Genomic DNA, 20,614 nt, shown 5'->3' with positions numbered 1-20,614 from the left:
AATAATCTTTCTACATTCTTTCTGAAATCTAACAGTGTTGAAAGAATTATTGATCCATAGGAAGAAAAATAGAGAAAGTAGAACCTCTTTCCTGTTGCGAAGATACCTTGATGTAACCTCCTTCGGCCGCGATGATTTCCCTTGCCAAAAAGAGGCCAATGCCCACACCTTCTTGCGTGTTAACAGCAGGGGAACGATAAAAACGCGTGAATATTTTACCCTGCTCTTCTTCCGCAATGCCTATACCGTTATCGGTAATATTAATTCGGCAAAATAATTCAAAAACATCTACACTAATGGAAATGCCTCCGTTGGTTTTTGTATACTTCACAGCATTATCCAAGATATTGTAGACAGCTTCGACCGTCCATTTTAGATCAAACCATGCCAGCGCTGCTGTACATTTTCTAGCAACCGTGATTTCTTTGCCCTTCGCCTTCGGCATAATTTGCTCCAATGCAAGATCCACCAGCTCTTGGACGGAGCCTTGTCTTGGGATTAGCTTGATAATCCCCGTTTCCAGGCGCGAAGTCTTCATCAAGGCGTGAATCAGGAAATGAAGCTTCTCAGCTTGTGTTGACAGGGCCTTTACACAAGTTGAACCATCTTGAGGTAATTCGTATTCACTGAGAATTTGAGAATATAGCAAGATATTCGAGATAGGTGTTTTCGTTTGATGCGCAATATCGGATATGAGTTCGCTAATTTTATTCTTTTCAGCAAGTGAATTTTTAGAAGATACTGAACAAAGAGCTAGAAAATGGGCGAGCTTTGCCTCTAACGCAGATATAACGGATTCGTCAAAAACCTTCTCTGAAAAGTTGCCGTCAATCGCAGTATCAATCATGTTCTCAAATGTTTTTATAGTTTTGTCGATGTTTTTGCGGTATAGCATAATCGCAGCAGCTGCTGCTATAAGTGCAATAACGGCAATTCCAATACATATATAGTTCGAGATTGTCATTTTATAGCCCATGTATAACCGATCCCATAGACGGTTTTGATGTACTGGGGGGCAGAGGGGCGCTTTTCGAGTTTATCACGCAGCCTTTTTATCGTCACAGACAGGGCATTTTCACCTACATATTCGGCTCCAACTGTCCAGATGCTGTCCACCAGACGATCACGGGAAACAGTAATCCCCCGATTGTCAATCAAGATACGAAGTAGTCTTTGCTCGGTTTTACTAAGCTCGACTGGATTACCATTGTTCAAAAATTTCATTTTATCAAATGAAAAGTAGAAATCGTCAACTTGAATGGTGTCGGGGTGCGGGTGTCTGGCTTTTTTTAGTTGAACTCCTACTCTTGCCCTTAATACCATAAGACTAAAAGGTTTAGTGATATAATCATCGGCACCCAGCTCAAAGCCAGTGACAATATCCGTTTCCAGATCATGAACAGTTAGAACAATAACTGGCACCGTTGTTGTTTGGCGTATGTAAGTTAAAAGATCCAGCCCGCTTCCATCCGGCAAATTAACATCTAGAATTACTAAATCAAAGGCAGTAGTATTTAATTGTTCTTTTGCAGAGGCAAAGTCATGCTTTTGCATGATGGTTATATGGGGCCCTTTGAGTGCAATGACAATACCATCGCTCAAGGCGATATCATCTTCAACTATTAATATGTTATTCATTATTTTTACTCCGATCCTGTCAGTTTTACTTAGCGCGATAACTAAAAAGATGTTTAGCCGGGTGTTATTAATCTACGCATTAACATCTCCCAAAAATAGTATAAAACAGAACTGGGAGGAGATGATGAAATGGCAGAAACATAGGGTGGAATTGAGGGCCATAATTGGTGTCTGGTAACTAATGTCTTTGATAATAATATAACACTTGAAGAATTGTTTGTTGAAACAGCGCCACTGGGTGTGCAAAACTATCAATTGATCCTTGAGAATCAGACTCCGGCTACTGTAACTGGAAAATAGTTCACCATCCTTTGACGAACAATACCCCGTCAGTGATTATAATGACGGGGTATTGATGTCTATGGTTTAAACTTTTCCCAGACAAGTGCCGAAAGTAAATATGGATTTTATGGAGCAAATGAAACATTCTGTACAATATATCGAATTACGAAGAACGCAATAATGAACAGGGAGGCGAATCCAAGTAAAAAGGAAATGATAGCTTTATCTGAACGCGTGAGTTTACTCATTGCGATCACTCCTAGTTAATATTTAGTAGATTATACAATTAATCGGTGCACATCACAAACTCCTTGTTAATTTACTTGGACGAACTGCTCAACGAATTGTTGCCGGTCTCTTTTGTTGAAGTGTGGCTTGCTAACATTCTCTCTCCACATTCCATTGGAAGCCAGTGTACTGAAGTCCACGTTATAAAATCGCTCAATTTCTCCTTGCGTGAGAGCTACGGAATAGATTTTCCCATCGTATGGAATCACCATGTCAATCGAAGCAGCTCCGTGGAATTGCGCGAATAATTGGCTTGTTTCTTCCATAAGAAGTTTGTTTATTTGGTCGCCTGTAGAAAAGTAATCGATGTAATCTTCGTTCGTAATGCCGGAGGTTGGGTTCGCTTCTTTATATGCTTGGTAGGTCTCAAAAAAAGTAACGGTTATATTGTCTGTCCCGACGATTACATCTTTTATAAAAGTTTTACCTGTAAGGTTGGCAGTAAAAGCTAGCACCTCGTCAGCAGATAAAGGTACTTGATCAGCAGACGTTGATTGAGTGGGGTTGGCAGTTCGTTCAGCTGAAGGTGAAGGGGTTGGGGCAGTTGCAGGTTCTGCTGTAGACTTAGTCGTTGGTTTTGTTGCTGGAGATGGACTTGATTCGGTTGTTGGCTTGGCAGTAACCATCGCTGTTGCTAGCGCCGTAATCGAAGCAGTATGATCATCTGACTTGTCCTCGTTCCCGGTGGTAACCAGCCCTATGATGCCGGCGGCTATTAAGACCACCCAGAACCACCAAATATTATAGAATGGTTTGTTCTTTTTCATCTTTTTCCTCCCGCCTGTAAGGGTGAATTCCTGTATAACTCTAGGATAGCCCATTCAGTCACCTTACATAAGTATGGATAAGACATATGCGCGTAACCAAACTTAAAGAGAACGGCCAATAGCGGAACGAATAGCTGATCTTCAAACTATATGGTATTTATTACCCATTTTGTGGGCATTGCAAGCGTATGGTGTATGCTCTTTATTTTATATTCTGCTTGCGGAAAAGCCAGGTTATTTATACTTATATTGGTTTGACAAAAAACCGTCCAGACGGTATAGTTGGGATCGGGGTGATAAGGTGACTATACATAACAACAGCTCCAAGAAAAAAATGATTTTGCAAGCGGCCTCCTCCATTGTTCGTGATCAAGGGGTGGAACACTTAACTCTGGAAGCTGTGGCTAAAGCGGCCAACGTGAGCAAAGGCGGTTTACTGTATCACTTTCCTAACAAGGAACAACTGGTTTCCGGTATGGTGGATGAGCTGACCCGAAACTTTACGGAAGATGTTCAGAGCCGTGTAGAGCATGACCAGCAACAAGCTGGTAAATGGAGCAGGGCATACATTGAATCTACTTTTTATGGTTTTGGAGAAGGCAGTGACATGAACTCGGTGCTGGCAGCAGCTTTATTTACGAATCCCGGCTTGTTGACAAACATGCAGGAGAAATATGCTGAATGGCAACATAATTTTGAAAATGACGGTGTGGATCCACTGCGGGCAACCATTGCCCGACTGGCGACCGACGGACTCTGGTTTGCGGAAAAGTTTGGACTGGCACCGCCAGATCTGGAGTTAAAAGAACGTATTTACAAAGAATTGATGGACGGAGTAAAGGAGGAGAAGTAAGTGCCGTATCTGTTTTTGGCGATATCCATTGCCAGCGAACTTGTAGGAACTTCGATGCTCAAAGCATCGCAAGGATTCACCAAAATAATCCCGGTAATCGTAATGCTGATTAGTTTCATTTGCTCGTTCTTCTTTTTGTCGTTGTCACTGAAGACTATTCCATTAAATGCGGCCTATGCAATTTGGTCTGGAATCGGAGTGGTAGCTACAGTTCTGATCTCGGTACTGATCTGGAAAGAAAAAATAAATACAGGCAGCGTAATAGGAATAACCTTAATCGTCATTGGTGTGATTGTGCTGAATTTGCTGGGTCCCGGTCATAGTTCTTCTGAAGAAGCTGCCGAAACACAACAAACCAGCCTTTCCGATAGAGCCTAAGACGAAGCTGTTGAAATAAAGATCATATACAATTTGTTCCATACAACAGTATAATGACGAAATAACAGTACCCTGCCAGAACGGTGGGGTATTTTCATATTCAAAAATACAGGGGAGTGAGTAAAAGTTGTCTGTGCATCGGGAGAATTTCTTCATTAATGGAATTGGCGTATTTAGCGTATTGATGTGGCTCATATCGGCTGTAGCTTGTATTTACGCATTCGTACTGTTGGTTAAACTTGCCCGTAGAGGAATAGTAGCTTTGGATTTGTACATATATGCTAAAAACCGTGAAATACGCGACCGTTATGAATCAGCAGACAGGAAGGACCCATATTAAGCACAATGAAAAACACCCTCAATCATTTTTTTGTGATCCTTTGGGTGTTTTTGCTTTTTGTCTGACCACCATACTGTTACTCCCTTATTGTAACCCGTGTTCCAATAGGTACGATTGCTGCAAGGGCCAGCACATCCTCATTGTACATGCGGATACAGCCATGGGAGACCATATGTCCGATGGAGGAAGGGTCATTCGTTCCATGAATGCCGTAATGTGGTTTGGATAGACCCATCCAGAATGCACCGAAGGGTCCGCCAGGCTTAGGCTGTTTGTTAATGATAGTGTATTCTCCCGCCGGTGAAACGGTAAGCATGGTGCCAATACCGACAGGGAACCCTCGGGTAACGATGTTATTGTCAAGCAAATAAAGCATGCGCTGCGACAGATCAACAATAATCCGATAATTAGGCATAGGTTCAGCACTCCTTTGATATCAGAATATGTGCGGAGTGCTGTTGCTGTTCGAAGGAAATGTTATTTAAGAGGAATAGAACAAATGTTCGCAATGAGTAAAATGACCATTTGAAAAGGGGAAAGGGCTGCTTCACTTGAAAAAGTGAAGCAGCCCTTAAATATGAACAAAATATTAATGGATATCGCGGAAGAGACCGATAACTCGTCCCAAAATCGTAACGCGGTTAAGACGGAGGGGTTCATAAGCCGGATTCTCCGGCTGTAGACGAATGTGGTCACGTTCTTTGTAGAATGTCTTGACGGTAGCTTCGTCTTCTTCAGTCATGGCAACGACGATATCGCCATTGTCAGCAGTCTGCTGCTGGCGGACGATTACGTAGTCACCATTCATAATACCTGCTTCCACCATGCTGTCACCGAGAACGGAGAGCATAAATACCTTGTTGTCTCCCACGTAGTGGGAAGGTAGTGGGAAGTAATCTTCGATATTCTCCGTTGCGGTAATCGGCACCCCGGCGGTGACCTTACCTACGACAGGAATACGGGTAACCGTCTGTACGAACTGATGTACATTCTCGGAATCTTCCTGGCCGAGCAGTTCAATTGCACGCGGTTTCGTAGGGTCGCGGCGGATAAGGCCTTTCTTCTCAAGCCGGTCCAGATGGCCGTGCACTGTGGAGCTTGAGGCTAGGCCTACAGCTTCACCGATTTCCCGGACGGACGGAGGATAACCCTTGCTACGGACTTCGTTACGTATAAATTCCAGGATCGCCAGTTGACGACTCGAAATCTTTGACATCGGAATCAACCCCATATAGTATGTTTGGGAAAATTATAACATAGAACTTCCGTTCGTACAAACATAAGTTCTAACAATCTGAGATTAATAGTGGAAATAGTAGCTTTTTACCATATTAGTATCTAATAACGGCTTGGAAATGGCGGGAAAAGGCAAAGCCGGTGCTGGAAACTGGCACATTTATGGATACGGAAAAAAAGCGAACAATTGTTCTAAAAAATCTATTGATCAAAACACATGTTCGTGTTATATTATTTTCGAAAGTAAGAACAAGTGTTTGGAGGACGATAACAATGTTAAAATACAGTACATACCGCAGCATCTACGAAGAGGCCGGTGATGTTAATACTACTAGAGGACAATCTGCTTCTAATCATATGAATGAAATGAAACAATCCGCCGCCGCTTTATTTGCAGAGATCTTAGGATTATGCCGTAAAGAATATCTGGTGAAGCTTGTGCTGGTTTTTATGCTTGTTGTATCCGGATTTACAGTTGTTGGAAATGTTTTTGCGAGTTCAGCATCATTAGTGAAGCAGGAGAAACGGGTAGTAGTTGAACGCGGAGACACGCTATGGAGTATCGCCCTTAAGAACAAACCAGCGGGTATGAAGACGGTCGTATATATAGAAGGAATTAAAAAAACAAGCGGTTTGAAGAACGGGAACATTCAGGCCGGAGATATACTGACATTGCCTGTGTATTAACTTCATCATAAGCAGTATAGACTGACGTAAAGAGCTTTCAGGGGGTAGACCTTGACAAGCTCTTTTTCTCATGGCAAAGTTAGAATGAATTTATAGGGGAGGGGAAAGCATTGAATATTGACGAATTGGTCGCACGCATCAATGAACTGGCACGCAAACAGAAGAATGGCGGCCTGAGTGAAGAGGAATTGGCTGAACGGGCCAAGCTCCGCGAGATTTATCTGGGCAACATCCGCAGCAACTTCCGGGCCCAGCTCGACACCATTGAAATCGTGGATAATGATGAGCATGAACAAGGCAACAAGGGACTCAAACATTAGTCCAGTGTGTCTTTTTCATAGATATTACAGGATGACTAGGGGGAACTGACATGGCCCGTTCTTGGGAAAGAATGGTTCAACGCAACACACAGCAGGTCAACAAGCAAAGAAAGAAGCAGGGCAAGGATTCCATTTATGCTTCTTCGTCAAAATCAGCTGCGAAAAACAGTGATATCTTTAAGGGCCGCAACATTGCATTTCCAGTTGTTCTAATGTTGCTTGGAATTATGTTCTGGGTGGTAGGCTCGATCGACGAGGCCAGAGGCAGCGGCATCCTTGCCAATTGGCTAGGCGTCGTTCTTTACTTTGCGCTGGCGGCACTTCTATTCTTCCGGCGTCCGTATCTGAAGGTTGAGCGCAACAGAGTGTCTACGATTAAGTATAACCGTGAACGCTGGCTGCAGGCTGGAGATATTGAGAAGATCACTTTGTCCCGTGGAGTGGTTGTGCTTAAATATAAGGGCAAGCGCAAACAGTGGATTTTCTCCAAGCTGATTAACCGTTATAACACTGAGGCTATGGGTGTACGCCTGGAGGAGTTCGGCAAAGCCAATAACATCGAAGTAGTACACGAGTAGGAAGATACAACAGCATAGGGAGAGGGAGAAATCTAATGCCAATTACCGCCGTACTATTTGATCTTGACGATACATTGCTCTGGGATGAACGGAGTGTTGAAGAAGCCTTCCGCAATGCATGTGAAGCTGCAGGTGACTCCATTGATCCTAAAGAGCTTGAAGTTGCCGTTCGCAGGGAAGCCAGGAATCTTTATGAGACTTATGAGACGTTCCCTTTCACAAAGATGATCGGGATTAATCCTTATGAAGCACTTTGGTCCAATTTCTCAGCTGGAGAACAGCCGGAGTTCCGTAAGCTCCAACAGTTGGCTCCAGTATACCGTAAAGAATCATGGCGGCGTGGTCTGGCCTCCCTCGGTGTCGAAGATGAGGTGCTTGCCGAAACGCTGGCAGACAGGTTTGCTGCCGAGCGCCGTAGCCTGCCTTACATGTATGAAGAGACGTTACAGGTGCTTGATGCGCTCCGTGGTAAAGTGAAGCTGCTGCTCCTCACGAATGGTTGCCCGTCACTGCAGCAGGAGAAGCTCGACGGAGTGCCTGAGCTTATCCCCTATTTTGATCATGTAGTCATCTCAGGCAGCTTTGGCAAAGGAAAGCCGGACAAGGATATCTTCCTGCATGCTCTTTCGCTGCTGGATGTAACCCCTGAACAAGGGATCATGGTCGGCGACAAACTCACGACGGATATTAAGGGCGGCTTGGCCGCTGGCTTGACTACTGTCTGGATCAACCGTACTGGCAAATTACCAAATCCTGAGATTCAGCCGGATTATAGAATCGGCCATCTCTCTGAGCTCCTCCCCCTGGTACAATCGCTATAGTGTAACCTTTGTGAAGCCGGTATCCCCTAATGGGATGCTGGCTTTTTTGCGCTCAAAGCAAGAGGTTGGTCAATTATAGGGAGAGAATCCATCTGTAAATGACTAACTTCACGAAAAAGGCGTGAAAGTTTAAGCAATCTTCTAAAATTGCGAATATGTTGTGTATAATAGTAAAAGAATGCAACCGCAAGCTGGAAATATCATTATAAATTCTACCTTGGTCGGGAGGACTCCGGATGATGAAACCCAAGAAGCTGATTGCTCTTTTTACGATTGCGGCGATGTCAATGATTGTAAGCTGTTCAGGTAATAATGGAGAATCAAGCCATATGCATGACGGATCAGAGCACTCTATGGAACCGATTCACGTCGAGCTGAGCTGGAATCCGGGGGACGTGTCGGTAAATCAAAAGGTAGTTTTTGAGGCTGTGGTTACCCAGGGCAGTGAAGCTGTGGATGATGCGAAGGCGGTGCTTTTTGAGATTGTGAATAAAAATAATGAAGAAGACAAGCAGGAGCTTGAAGGCAAGCTCTCCGGCAACGGTACATATAAAGCTGAGTCGATCCTGATGAAGGAAGGCAACTATGATGTGACTTCGCATGTAACAGCTAGAACACAGCACTCTATGCCGACTAAAGAACTTACAGTGCAGCCATAATGAAATAGAGATAGAGGCTGGCTATAAAGAAAAACTATTATGCAGAGTGGAAAGGAAGGCTTTTCGATTCCGCTTTATTCTGCTAAACTTACTCTAATGTTTTACTGGGGGGATATGAAGTGGATAAATACACACTTGCTGAAAGCTTGCAGCAGCGGATACTGATTTTAGACGGAGCAATGGGCACGATGATTCAACAGGTGCCACTTACCGGTGAAGATTTTGGCGGGGATGAGCTGGATGGCTGTAATGAGATGCTTGTGCTCACCCGTCCGGAGGTTATACAGACTATTCATGAACAATATCTTGAAGCAGGCGCAGATCTGATCGAGACGAATACCTTCGGCGCAACCTCGGTTGTGCTTGCCGAATACGATATCCCTCAGCGGGCCCGGGAGATTAACCTGGAAGCTGCGAGGCTGGCCAGAAATGCTGTTGACAAGATTGAGACGCCCGATCACCCGCGTTACGTAATTGGGGCGATGGGTCCGACAACAAAAACGCTTTCGGTCACCGGAGGCGTAACATTCCAGGAGCTGGTGGATAGCTACGAGGAGCAGGCTATAGCGCTGATTGACGGCAAAGTGGATGCCCTGCTGCTGGAAACTTCCCAGGATACTTTGAATGTGAAAGCCGGAAGCATCGGCATCCGCAACGCCTTTGAGAAGGCAGGCATCACTTTGCCAGTCATGATCTCGGGTACTATCGAACCGATGGGTACGACGCTCGCTGGACAGAATATTGAGGCGTTCTATATCTCGCTGGAGCATCTGAAGCCGATCTCCATCGGGCTGAACTGTGCAACCGGACCCGAGTTTATGCGCGATCATATCCGGTCGCTCTCGGCAATTTCTTCGGCAGCAGTTAGCTGCTATCCCAATGCCGGGTTACCGGATGAGAACGGGAACTATCATGAGTCACCGGATTCGCTTGCCCGCAAGCTGGCAGGTTTTGCCGAGAAGGGCTGGCTGAATATTGCCGGCGGGTGCTGCGGAACGACACCGGATCATATCCGGGCGATGGCTGAGACATTAGCGGTTTATCCGCCGCGCCAGCTGGAGGGAAGTCATCCGCCGGCATTGTCAGGCATTGAGCCTGTTTACGTTGAGAGTGACAACCGTCCTTATATGGTAGGTGAGCGTACGAATGTGCTCGGCTCACGGAAATTCAAGCGGCTGATCGTGGAAGGGAAATACGAGGAAGCCTCGGAGATTGCCCGGGCACAGGTCAAAAGTGGAGCTCAGGTCATTGACGTCTGCGTACAGGATCCGGACCGCGATGAGATCGAGGACATCAAGCTGTTTCTGGAGCTGGTAGTCAAAAAAGTGAAGGTTCCATTGATGATCGATACAACCGATCCCAAGGTTATTGATCTGGCGCTGCAATATTGCCAGGGCAAAGCGATTATTAACTCCATTAACCTTGAAGATGGTGAAGAAAAATTCGAACTGGTTACACCGCTGATTCATAAATACGGGGCTGCGATTGTCGTAGGCACGATTGATGAATCCGGACAGGCCATTAAAGCGGAAGACAAGCTGGAGGTTGCCAAACGCTCCTATGATCTACTGGTGAACAAATATGGGCTGGCGGCAGAGGATTTGATTTTTGATACACTGGTGTTCCCTGTTGGTACAGGGGATGAGCAGTATATCGGCTCTGCTAAGGAGACCATTGATGGCATCCGCATGATTAAGGAAGCCTTGCCTTCCGTGCATACGATACTGGGAATCAGTAATGTTTCTTTTGGACTGCCGGAAGCGGGCCGTGAGGTGCTGAACTCGGTCTTTCTGTATGAATGCACGAAGGCCGGACTGGATTATGCCATTGTGAATACAGAGAAGGTAGAGCGTTATGCTTCCATACCGGAAGAAGAGCGCCATCTGGCTGAGCAGCTGATTTACAATACGAATGATGAGACTCTGTCTGCCTTCGTTGCCGCTTTCCGTGAGAAAAAGGTTGAGAAGAAAGAGAAGATCTCCAATCTTTCGCTGGAAGAACGGCTCGCTTCCTATGTAGTTGAAGGAACGAAGGAAGGGCTAATACCTGACCTTAACGAAGCGCTGACCAAAAGTGGCCCGCTGGAGATTATCAATGGGCCGCTTATGGCTGGAATGTCCGAGGTGGGCCGGTTATTTAACAACAATGAGCTGATTGTTGCTGAAGTGCTGCAAAGCGCTGAAGTAATGAAGGCCTCTGTCGGCCATCTGGAGCAGTTTATGCAGAAGGATGAGACATCGGTGAAAGGCAAGATTATGCTGGCCACCGTCAAAGGGGATGTCCATGATATCGGTAAGAACCTTGTGGAGATCATTCTCTCCAACAATGGTTACCAGATCGTTAATCTGGGTATAAAAGTACCACCTGAAAATATCATTGAAGCCTTCCGCCGGGAGAAGGCCGATGCGATCGGCCTGTCTGGCCTGCTTGTCAAGTCGGCGCAGCAGATGGTCCTGACTGCCCAGGATTTGCGCTCAGCAGGTATTGATGTGCCGATCATGGTAGGCGGTGCCGCGTTGACCCGTAAATTCACTAAAAATCGTATCCGGCCTGAATATGACGGCTTGGTACTGTACGCTAAAGATGCGATGGATGGTCTGGATATCGCTAACCGGCTGATGAATCCGCTGGAGCGGGCCAAGATCGAAGAAGAGGTCCGCCTTGAAGCGGAGGCGGCAGTTGCGGTGGCTCCGCAGCAGGAGCTTCCGGTGCTGACCCGGGCCGTCCGGTCCAAGATTTCAGCAGATGCACCTGTATTCACTCCGCCGGATGTAGAGCGCCATGTATTGCGCAACTACCCGCTTGGTCATATCATTCCATATGTGAATATGCAGATGCTGCTGGGCCATCACCTGGGATTACGCGGTTCGGTGGAAGCACAGCTTGCCGCCGGGGATGCCCGCACAGTGGAATTGAAGGAGACAGTGGATGACATCCTGCATCACGCGATGCTGGAGGGCACCATTAAGCCTCATGCCATGTATCAATTTTTCCCGGCACAGTCCCAGGGCAACGATATACTGATCTATAACCCGCAGAACACCGCAGAGATTCTGCATACCTTTACTTTCCCGCGGCAGAATGTCGAGCCGTTTCTCTGTCTTGCCGACTTCCTGAAGCCAGTGGAGAGCGGAATTATGGATTATGTCGGGTTCCTGGTCGTTACCGCCGGTCACGGTGTCCGTGAATTGTCGACCGAACTGAAAGACAAGGGGGATTACCTCCGTTCCCATGCTTTGCAGGCAGTGGCGCTTGAGGTTGCTGAAGGGCTTGCTGAGCGTGTTCATCACATGATGCGGGATACCTGGGGCTTCCCGGACCCTGCAGATATGACGATGAAGCAGAGACATGGTGCGCGGTACCAAGGGATCCGCGTTTCCTTCGGATATCCGGCCTGCCCGGATCTGGAGGATCAAGGGCCGCTGTTCAAGCTGCTTATGCCTGAGGATATCGGTGTCCATCTTACCGAAGGCTTCATGATGGAGCCGGAGGCGTCAGTATCAGCGATGGTCTTCGCCCATCCAGAAGCGCAGTATTTCAACGTAGAGAAGCTGTAAGCTTCCCAATCCCCATGGACTGGTCTGAAGGTGGAAATCCTTCTAAGCGGAACCTCCCGTAATCGGGAGGTTTTTTGCTGGGAACGAAGCTGGAGCGGAAGAAATGCAGAGAAAGATGATTTCATTTCGTAAAAGAGGTAGAATGCATTTCATAGGTGTAAGGAAGATGTTTTTGTCTTTACAGAAAAAAGAGAGGAGGATTATTATGGAGGTTTATTTTCTGGGCACTAATGCAGGTGTGCCGACCCTACAGCGCAATGTTACCTCAATTGCCCTAAGGCTGCTTGAGGAACGGCGCAGTTTCTGGATGTTTGACTGTGGAGAAGCCACTCAGCACCAGGTCTTGCGTTCCCCACTGCGGCTGGGCAAGCTGGAGAAGCTGTTTATTACCCATCTGCACGGTGATCACCTGTTTGGCTTGCCAGGGCTGCTGTCGAGCCGCGGATATCAGGGTGGAACTGCTCCGCTGACCGTATATGGTCCGCCGGGCCTGAAGGCTTTTCTGGACATTTCATTATCCGTCAGCCAGTCCCGTATTCCATATAAGCTTGATATTGTCGAGCATACCGGAGGTCTCGTGTTTGAAGACGACAGCTTTAAGGTGGAGGCTGGCCTGCTGGAGCACCGGATTGACAGCTATGGTTACAGGGTAACAGAGAAAGACAGTCCGGGAAGTCTCAATACAGAACTGCTTCGAAGCTATGGGCTGAAGCCGGGGCCGCTTTACGGCAAGCTGAAGAAAGGTGAAGATGTCGTTACCAATGAAGGGACGCTCATTCGCGCTGCAGATGTGGTCAACGAGCCGAAAAAAGGACGCATCGTGACTATTTTGGGCGACACACGGCCCTGTAAGGGAAGTCTGCCGCTGGCACAGGGTGCTGATCTTATCGTCCACGAGGCAACCTTCGCCCATGACCTGGCGGATATGGCCTATCAATATCATCACAGCACTGCCCGGCAGGCGGCTATGCTTGCCCATGAAGCGGAAGGACGGGAACTGTTACTGACACACTTCAGCTCACGTTATATTTCGCAGGAAGAGCTTGCTCCACTGCTGAAAGAGGCGCAGGCGATCTTCCCGAATACACTGCTCGCAGAAGAGTTCTGCACCTTTCCGGTGTATCGGCGAAACTCCCTGAAGCCAGCGGGAAATGGCCCGGGGAATTGAATTATTTTCCGGGAAAGCGCAGGAAATGACACTGCACTGCCATAAAAAGACTAACAGGACAGCGGTTCGCTATCGTTCGACGATGTATGTTAAATTTTAAAGATTAGACTCGTTAAAACAGCACGAAGCAGTAGAGAAAATGCCGAACAGTTGCGGGTTTGTATGCTAATGCTGCGGTTCATTTGTTATTGATTAATTAAGTGATTTATTAATTGCATTAATTAATATTCAGGGGGTGGAGGGAGCGGTAATGAAAGATATCGGAGGTTTGCTGATTGATCTTGACGGGACATTATTTCACGGAGGGGTGATGATTCCCGGCGCTGACAGGCTGATAGCAGGACTGCGCTCAGCGGGAATCCCCTTTCTGTTCGTAACAAACAATTCGTCACGGACAGCGGCAGCTGTCGCCGCACATCTGAACGGGATGGGCATTGAAGCCAAGGCGGAAGAGGTCTGCACTTCCTCAATGGCTGCAGCACGTTATGTTGCCGAGGAATCACCGAAGGCAAGGGTGGCGATACTTGGGGAAGAGGGATTGATTGAAGCCTGTACAGCTGCAGGATTGTTAATTGTGACGGAGAAACCGGAGTATGTGGTGCAAGGGATTTACCGCTCTTTTACATATGATTCACTGGCGCAGGCTTCCCGCTGGATTCAGGAAGGTGCGAAATTTGTGCTGACGAACCCGGATTTGATGCTGCCTTCCGATGATGGGGTCATGCCGGGAGCGGGATCACTGGGGGCGGCGATCGAAGCCGCAAGCGGTGTGTCCCCTGTAGTCATCGGCAAACCGGAATCGCACCTGGTGACCTATGCAACTGCACTGCTGGGAATTAAACCGGAGACGGCTGTAGTTGTCGGGGATAATATGCGGACTGACATTTCGGCCGGGGTAAAAGCCGGCTGCCGGACGATATTGGTGCTTACCGGCCTGACTACAGCGGACAATTTTGAACATTATCAACAGATAACAGGCGTAACGCCAGATGAAATTTATGCTGATTTAGCTGAACTTATGGTAAGGCTCGGTGTATAATGTCAATGTTGTGATTGCTTTACCAACCTAGAAGGGACGATGTGAATATGCCGGAACTGCCGGAAATGGAGAATTACCGAAAGCTGCTTAGCCAGCATCTTATAAATGTTCCAATTACGGGTGTAACTGTGAATAGAGAAAAAACAATAAATATGGACACTGAAGCCTTTGTCAACGCACTGGTAGGTGCGCGCATTGTGTTTGTAGAACGACGTGCCAAGCATATTCTGTTCCACCTTCACGATGGCCGCAGGCTGCTGCTGCATTTAATGCTCGGCGGATTGCTTTACTATGGAACAGAGGAAGAACGTCCGGATCGCAGTACACAGGTGGAATTGGCCTTCGGCGAGCACATCCTTTACTTTATGGGTCTTCGGCTCGGATACCTTCATCTGTTGTCGGTTAAGGAAAGCGAAGCGGCAATGGGTAAGCTGGGCCCTGAGCTTCTGGACCGCAGAATGACCGCGGAGCGTTTCGCAGGACTGCTGAAGGGACGCCGCGGCGCACTTAAGAGCCTGCTCGTGAACCAGCAGGTTATGGCTGGCATCGGCAACTGCTACGCCGATGAAATTGCTTTTGAGGCAAGGCTGCTGCCCTCGGTATTGGTTCAGAATCTATCGCCTGAGGCGATTACACGCTTGTACGACAGTATCCGCAAGGTACTGACGGAGGCAACGGAAATCGGCGGCTATATGGAGATGCCGTTTATGGCCGGCGATACAGTTACCGGCTCTTACAATGACCAGTGCAAGGTATATGACCGGGAAGGCGAACCATGCCTGCGCGGCGGGGGAACGATAATTAAGACGGAGCAATCCGGGCGCAAAGTATTCTATTGCCCGGATTGCCAGCATGAAGAATAGCCCCAAAATCGGGGCTCATGTCAGCATTCGCGGCGGATACGGGCGTGCGGCCCGGTTCGCCTGGGAGAGCGGTGCGGCATGTTTTCAATATTTTCCGAAGAATCCGCGCAGTCTGAAGCTGAAGCCGGTGGACAGGCGGGATGCCGCGGACTGCGCTGCCTTCTGCAGGGAGAAGGGAATCGTGTCTATCGCGCATACTCCTTACCCGACGAATATGGCGGCCGGTACCAAAGGTGCGGCTTCCCGGGAGATCATGGTGGCGTCGCTGCTGAATGATCTGGAAATCGCGGAGGCCTGCGGTTCGCTGGGGATAGTCGTGCATTTCGGACATTTTGCCGGAATAGAGCCGTTACAAGGCTATCAAAATATTATACAATGTATGAATGACACGCTGGTCGCCTGGAATGGCCGGACCAAACTGCTGATTGAGAATCAGGCTGGGAATCATGGCAATGAAGGCATGACGCTGGAAGAGCTGGTTAAGGTACGCGAGCTTAGCCGCTTTCCGGAGAAGATCGGATTTTGTTTTGATACCTGTCATGCTTTTGCATCTGGGATCTGGAATCCGCAGCATACGGAGGAACTGCTGGAACGGGGGGCTGCGCTGAATTACTGGCCGCATCTCGTTGCCGTACATCTGAATGATTCCCTTTATCCCTATGGGCTGCGCCGGGACAGGCACGCGCCGATCGGACAAGGCCATATTGGTGCAGAGAATCTGCGGAGGCTGCTGACCTCAGAGCATTTCCGTCATCTGGCAGTCGCCTTGGAAACCGGAAAGGGGCCGGACGGTACCCACCGCCAGGAGATTGCTGCCGTGCTGGACTGGTATGAAGCGGAGGACAGACCGTGATAAATATTTATATGGATGATCTAAGGAAGCTGCCTACCGGCTTCACGCTGGCCCGGACAACGGAAGAATGTCTGCTGCTCTTGCGTGAATGCGAGGTCGGTATCCTGTCGCTGGATTATGACATGGGGCCGGAAGATTACAAAGGGGCTGAAGTGGCCAGGCGAATCGTGCTGGAGGGCTTGTATCCCCGGGAGATCTATCTGCATACCTCAAGTGCAGCTGGCCGCAAAGAGATGTATGAGCTGTTGTATGCTGCAAGACCTGAGGGAAGCGTACTGCATCATGGCCCGATCACAGCTGAGAAGCTAATGGAAATTACTGCAGGAGCGGGATGCGTATGACTGAAATTACTGAAATGAATCAATCCGAGCTGCTGGGTTTGCTGGAGCAGAGGCGTGAGCCGCTTGCTGTTTTTCTGTATACCCCGCTTTGCGGGACCTGTAAGGCTGCCCGGCGGATGCTGGAGGTAGCGGCTCATCTGCTGCCCCGGGATTTGATAATGGCTGGCGGGAATGTGAACATGCTTCCGGAGCTCGTGAACCTCTACCGTATTTCAAGTGTCCCTGCACTGCTGGTGGTCCCGGCGGACCGCTGCTCTGAACCGGAGATTCATTATGCAATGGGTTCTGTAGAACAAGTGCTGGAATACATAAGGAGAGTGACCTCATAAATGATATCTTTACAACATCTTACCCTTAGACGGGAGCAAAGCCAGATTCTTGATGATGTGTCGCTGGAAATGAAGCAAGGCGAAAACTGGGTTATTCTTGGACGGAACGGTTCCGGTAAAACAACGATTCTGGAGATGATGACTGGTTATTTATTTCCAAGCAGCGGATCCGTTGAGGTTCTGGGCTATAAATACGGCCAGTGCGATCTGCGGGAAGTGCGCAAGGAAATTGGATATATCGGCCCGTCGCTGATGGAAAAGCTGTCGCTTACCGACCCCGTGTGGGAAGTGGTAGCTACCGGTGCTTATGCTTATCTGCGATTTTATCAGGCGATTCCACAATCTGTTCAGGATCAGGCGAAAAGGCTGCTTGAAGAGATGAATCTCGGAGACATGGCCTATCATCCATTTGGCACCTTGTCTCAAGGAGAACGCAAAAAGGCGATGCTGGCCCGCTGCCTAATGGCCGAACCGAAGCTGCTGATTATGGATGAGCCCTGCGCCGGCCTTGATCTTTACGAGCGGGAGAAAATGCTCGCCGAGATCGACAAGCTGAAGCAGCGTGATGTATCCGTAGTTTACGTTACACATCATGTGGAAGAGATTGTGCCGCTCTTTACCCATGTGGCGCTGATCCGTGACGGGAAGCTGGCAGGCTCCGGTCCCAAAGAAGAAGTATTAACCAAAGAAATGATCTTGGCTACTTTTGATATTCCCGTAGAAGTTGAATGGGATAGCGGTCGTCCCTGGATTAAAATCAGACCTGGAGGCAAATGATTTGAACGATAGTATACAAGAGAACGGTGAGCAGACAGCTGCTCCGGAAGAAAAGACCCTTTCACGTTATATCTGCACCGCCAATCACGGCTTTGCACCTTATGCCCAGGAAGAACTCCGCCGCCTGTTCGGCGCGGTGAAGAGTACGCTGCTGCTGCCGGGTGAGATCTTCTTGGCGACACTGGAAGCGGAGCCGGAAGAGGTATCCAGCCTGCTGGCGCAGAACCTGCCGATCTTTCTGCGGCATATTCAGCCCGTGCAGTTCCAGGATCAGGGCAACCCGTCTGCCCTGGAACGGCTGGTTGCCTATCTGAGCCGGCGCAAAGAATTGGAAGGCGAGAAGGTTTCGCTGCATGTGCGCAAAGGCGGAAGCTCCTTCTGGCAGGACAGCCCCGGCGAGCTTCGGGAATGGCTGCAGGAGCAGCTCGTGAGTCTGGGTGCGGAATTCACCGTACAGGAGCCTGCGTGGGTTATATCTGTATATGCAGACGGAGAGGCGCTGTATGCCGGAGTATCCCGGCCTGAGGACAACCTGTCCAGCTGGAACGGCGGAATGATCCGTTTCCGCAAGGAGGATGGGCAAATTTCACGGGCGAAGTTTAAGCTGATGGAAGCGGAGAAGGAATTTGCCATTCCGTTCTCCAGCTTTCGCAATGCGGTTGATATTGGCGCTTCTCCGGGCGGCTGGACATCATTCCTGCTGGAGCGCGGCCTCAAGGTGACGGCCGTTGACCCGGCACTGATGCATGAATCGCTGCGCAATCAGCCAGGGCTGAAGATTCTGCGCAAAAATGCGGGTGAAGTGAAATTCCGCGAGAACGAGTTTGATCTGCTGGTCTGTGATATGAGCTGGAGCCCCAAGCTGATGGCGAAGCTGGTTACGGGGCTGCTGCATAGTCTCACGCCGGGTGGAACAGCGGTTGTTACAGTGAAGCTAATGCATAAGAAGCCACTGGCGATGATTAAGGAAATTATCAGTATGTTTGAAGGTGAACGGATGCAGATTCAGCGGGCGAAGCAGCTGTTTCATAACCGTGACGAGATTACACTGTATATGATCAAGTATTAAGTGAATCTTTGTTAGGTAACAGCATTAGTTCATTCTATAAATAGTTTAGTTTTTAGAGGGAAAGCATCCCGTTATCTACGCTTCCGGCGAATCGCCGGGTTAAGCTTGTATAACGGTGGCTCTCCCTCTTTTTTGTATTTGTATCCGGCTAGGGATAAGGAGGAAATGAGGATGAATTACGAATCGAAGCTTGCTGTGGGGCAGGTTCTTGGAGACAGGTACCAAATTACTGCTTTAATCGGTACGGGCGGAATGAGTTATGTATATCTGGCGGAGGATATACGGCTGGCGGGTAAACGCTGGGCCGTGAAGGAAAGCATGTGCTTTGAAGGCGAAGGGAATTACGGATCCGTTCTGGCGGAAGCAGATCTGCTCATCTCGCTGAACCACAAGCTATTCCCGAGAGTTGCCGACTTCTACCCTCCGGATGAAGAAGGGTATTGTTATCTGGTTATGGATTATATCGAAGGGGTGAACCTTAGCCAATATATGGCCGGGCATCCTGTACCGATGCAGGCTGAACGGCTGATCAGCTATGTCAAACAGCTGCTGGAGGTATTATGTTATTTGCACGGGCATCAACCGCCGATTATTTACCGTGATTTGAAGCCCTCTAATATTATGCTGACCGGGACGAATTCGCTGATGCTGATTGATTTTGGCATTGCCCGCAGCTACAGAAGCGGTGCAGGTGAAGATACCGAGAAGCTGGGGACTGTCGGCTTCGCCGCCCCGGAACAATACGGCAGCGGACAGAGCGGGCCTTTCTCGGACCTCTATGGTTTGGGAGCGCTAATATTGTATATGGCTTCTGCCGGTCAATACAGCCGCTGGCAACCGGGCATGGAGGCCAAGCTGCGCCGGGTAATTCCGGATAAACTGATTCCTGTCATCAGACGTTTGCTGCGCCATCATCCCGAAGAAAGATATCAAAGCGCTGAGGAGGTGCTACGTGCGCTGGAGCCGATTGAAGCAGCGGCTGAGAATTACACATTCCGGGAGATGCGGGTTTCCGGCCCGGAGACGAAACGGAAAATAACCATTGTGGCGCTGCTCGGGACAGCTTCGGGCCTCGGCACGACACATACTTCTCTGGCAGTGGCCAGCAGCCTTTCCAGGTGGGGGATGACGGCCTGGGTGGATTTCAGCCCGGATTCATCCGTTTATGATCGTATCCGCAGCCTGTTTGATTTTCCGGTGGCCGGGGGATTCCCCACCAGTAAAGTTCTTCCTCTGGAATGGAAAGAGCTGCATTTCTGGCAGCGTCCAGAACATGGGAATATGACAGAAATACTGGAGAGGGGATATCAGTTTGTAGTACTTGACCTTGGAACAGGCGGATATGAGGGTGCATTTGAGGCGTTCACGGCCAGCGATGTTCCGATGCTGATTACATCGGGAGCCGAATGGAGACTGGAAGATACTCTTCACTGGCTGCGCCGCAGCGGGCTTGCACCACAGCCGCAGTGGCGGATTTGTCTGCCGTTTGCTGGGAAATCTGCAGCGCTGCTGCTGGAATCGGCGCTTTGTATTGGGAGGGTATACAGTTTGCCGCTCCAGCAGGATCCTTTTCAACGGAAAGGGAAGCTGCTGGAGGTTCTGGATGAACTGCTAAGTGAAAGCGTGAAGAAGAAGAATTCTGAAAAACGCTATGGTTTCTTTCAGAAAAAAACATAAATGAATGGAATTATATTGCAATAGATCTTTCATTCAGTTAAATTCCTATTTCAGGCTGGCGCTTACTTGTGCTAAAATAGTCGTTGTATGTATT

22 protein-coding genes are annotated in these 20,614 nt (G+C 48.6%); 17 read left to right on the top strand and 5 right to left on the bottom strand.

Annotated elements, in window-relative coordinates:
* Nucleotides 1–46: 46 nt before the first annotated feature.
* The 3 genes from MHI45_RS03215 to MHI45_RS03205 all read right to left on the bottom strand — a co-directional run bounded on the left by MHI45_RS03215 (nucleotide 47) and on the right by MHI45_RS03205 (nucleotide 2,975).
* Nucleotides 47–964, bottom strand: a complete 918-nt coding sequence (locus tag MHI45_RS03215; protein ID WP_076109582.1) for a sensor histidine kinase — start codon at nucleotides 962–964, stop codon at nucleotides 47–49.
* Nucleotides 961–1,638, bottom strand: a complete 678-nt coding sequence (locus MHI45_RS03210; protein WP_076109518.1) for a response regulator transcription factor — start codon at nucleotides 1,636–1,638, stop codon at nucleotides 961–963. The genes MHI45_RS03215 and MHI45_RS03210 overlap by 4 nt, the downstream gene beginning before the upstream one ends.
* Nucleotides 1,639–2,234: 596 nt before the next feature.
* A complete protein-coding gene (locus tag MHI45_RS03205) occupies nucleotides 2,235–2,975 on the bottom strand; it encodes a hypothetical protein (RefSeq protein ID WP_076109520.1) in 741 nt (246 codons plus the stop codon).
* Nucleotides 2,976–3,276: 301 nt separating this feature from the next.
* On the opposite strand from MHI45_RS03205, the gene MHI45_RS03200 reads away from it, so the two are divergent.
* Both MHI45_RS03200 and MHI45_RS03195 read left to right on the top strand, forming a co-directional pair.
* Nucleotides 3,277–3,828, top strand: a complete 552-nt coding sequence (locus MHI45_RS03200) for a TetR/AcrR family transcriptional regulator (protein WP_256718042.1) — start codon at nucleotides 3,277–3,279, stop codon at nucleotides 3,826–3,828.
* Nucleotides 3,829–4,206, top strand: a complete 378-nt coding sequence (locus MHI45_RS03195; protein WP_076109522.1) for a DMT family transporter — start codon at nucleotides 3,829–3,831, stop codon at nucleotides 4,204–4,206.
* Nucleotides 4,207–4,622: 416 nt separating this feature from the next.
* Here the strand turns inward: MHI45_RS03195 and MHI45_RS03190 are convergent, their stop codons facing one another.
* Entirely contained in the window at nucleotides 4,623–4,961 is a 339-nt protein-coding gene (locus MHI45_RS03190; protein WP_076109523.1) for a L,D-transpeptidase, read from the bottom strand.
* 174 nt (nucleotides 4,962–5,135) lie between these two features.
* Entirely contained in the window at nucleotides 5,136–5,762 is a 627-nt protein-coding gene (gene lexA, locus MHI45_RS03185; protein WP_038592979.1) for a transcriptional repressor LexA, read from the bottom strand.
* 293 nt (nucleotides 5,763–6,055) lie between these two features.
* Here lexA and MHI45_RS03180 point away from each other — a divergent pair, with 293 nt between their 5' ends.
* From MHI45_RS03180 to MHI45_RS03110, 15 genes are all read left to right on the top strand, one after another.
* Nucleotides 6,056–6,469, top strand: coding sequence for a LysM peptidoglycan-binding domain-containing protein (locus MHI45_RS03180; protein WP_076109524.1), 414 nt, complete (start codon nucleotides 6,056–6,058; stop codon nucleotides 6,467–6,469).
* Nucleotides 6,470–6,579: 110 nt separating this feature from the next.
* A complete protein-coding gene (locus tag MHI45_RS03175) occupies nucleotides 6,580–6,789 on the top strand; it encodes a DUF896 domain-containing protein (protein ID WP_038592973.1) in 210 nt (69 codons plus the stop codon).
* Between the two features lie 50 nt (nucleotides 6,790–6,839).
* Entirely contained in the window at nucleotides 6,840–7,367 is a 528-nt protein-coding gene (locus MHI45_RS03170; RefSeq protein ID WP_076109525.1) for a hypothetical protein, read from the top strand.
* Between the two features lie 35 nt (nucleotides 7,368–7,402).
* Nucleotides 7,403–8,188, top strand: coding sequence for an HAD family hydrolase (locus MHI45_RS03165; RefSeq protein ID WP_076109526.1), 786 nt, complete (start codon nucleotides 7,403–7,405; stop codon nucleotides 8,186–8,188).
* Between the two features lie 236 nt (nucleotides 8,189–8,424).
* Nucleotides 8,425–8,847 carry a FixH family protein gene (locus MHI45_RS03160; protein ID WP_052092139.1) on the top strand — a complete coding sequence of 141 codons (423 nt, stop codon included), beginning with the start codon at nucleotides 8,425–8,427 and terminating at the stop codon, nucleotides 8,845–8,847.
* A 179-nt stretch (nucleotides 8,848–9,026) separates the two neighbouring features.
* The gene (metH, locus tag MHI45_RS03155; RefSeq protein ID WP_439823155.1) at nucleotides 9,027–12,404 is read left to right on the top strand and encodes a methionine synthase; all 3,378 of its coding nucleotides are present in this window, start codon (nucleotides 9,027–9,029) and stop codon (nucleotides 12,402–12,404) included.
* A gap of 205 nt (nucleotides 12,405–12,609) precedes the next feature.
* Nucleotides 12,610–13,572, top strand: a complete 963-nt coding sequence (rnz, locus tag MHI45_RS03150) for a ribonuclease Z (RefSeq protein WP_076109528.1) — start codon at nucleotides 12,610–12,612, stop codon at nucleotides 13,570–13,572.
* Nucleotides 13,573–13,822: 250 nt separating this feature from the next.
* A complete protein-coding gene (locus MHI45_RS03145) occupies nucleotides 13,823–14,611 on the top strand; it encodes an HAD-IIA family hydrolase (protein ID WP_076109529.1) in 789 nt (262 codons plus the stop codon).
* A gap of 47 nt (nucleotides 14,612–14,658) precedes the next feature.
* Nucleotides 14,659–15,474: an Fpg/Nei family DNA glycosylase gene (locus MHI45_RS03140; protein WP_038592956.1), complete on the top strand. Its 816-nt coding sequence runs from the start codon at nucleotides 14,659–14,661 to the stop codon at nucleotides 15,472–15,474.
* Nucleotides 15,464–16,327 (top strand): deoxyribonuclease IV, encoded by an 864-nt coding sequence (locus MHI45_RS03135; protein ID WP_076109531.1) that lies wholly within the window; start codon nucleotides 15,464–15,466, stop codon nucleotides 16,325–16,327. The genes MHI45_RS03140 and MHI45_RS03135 overlap by 11 nt, the downstream gene beginning before the upstream one ends.
* Complete coding sequence (locus tag MHI45_RS03130; RefSeq protein ID WP_076109583.1) at nucleotides 16,327–16,668, top strand: cyclic-phosphate processing receiver domain-containing protein; 342 nt, start codon at nucleotides 16,327–16,329, stop codon at nucleotides 16,666–16,668. The genes MHI45_RS03135 and MHI45_RS03130 overlap by 1 nt, the downstream gene beginning before the upstream one ends.
* Nucleotides 16,665–16,997, top strand: coding sequence for a thioredoxin family protein (locus MHI45_RS03125; protein WP_256718043.1), 333 nt, complete (start codon nucleotides 16,665–16,667; stop codon nucleotides 16,995–16,997). Before MHI45_RS03130 ends, MHI45_RS03125 begins: the two co-directional genes overlap by 4 nt.
* A complete protein-coding gene (locus MHI45_RS03120; RefSeq protein ID WP_038592948.1) occupies nucleotides 16,998–17,774 on the top strand; it encodes an ABC transporter ATP-binding protein in 777 nt (258 codons plus the stop codon).
* Nucleotide 17,775: 1 nt separating this feature from the next.
* Complete coding sequence (locus MHI45_RS03115) at nucleotides 17,776–18,843, top strand: SAM-dependent methyltransferase (RefSeq protein ID WP_076109532.1); 1,068 nt, start codon at nucleotides 17,776–17,778, stop codon at nucleotides 18,841–18,843.
* Between the two features lie 171 nt (nucleotides 18,844–19,014).
* Nucleotides 19,015–20,520, top strand: a complete 1,506-nt coding sequence (locus MHI45_RS03110; RefSeq protein WP_076109533.1) for a serine/threonine-protein kinase — start codon at nucleotides 19,015–19,017, stop codon at nucleotides 20,518–20,520.
* The last annotated feature ends 94 nt before the right edge of the window (nucleotides 20,521–20,614 follow it).

The organism is Paenibacillus sp. FSL H3-0321 (assembly GCF_038002865.1).
In the GTDB taxonomy this organism is placed as follows: Bacteria; Bacillota; Bacilli; order Paenibacillales; family Paenibacillaceae; genus Paenibacillus_AQ.
The sequence above is the reverse complement of the archived record's forward strand: the minus strand, read 5'-3'. Positions and strand labels throughout refer to the sequence as shown.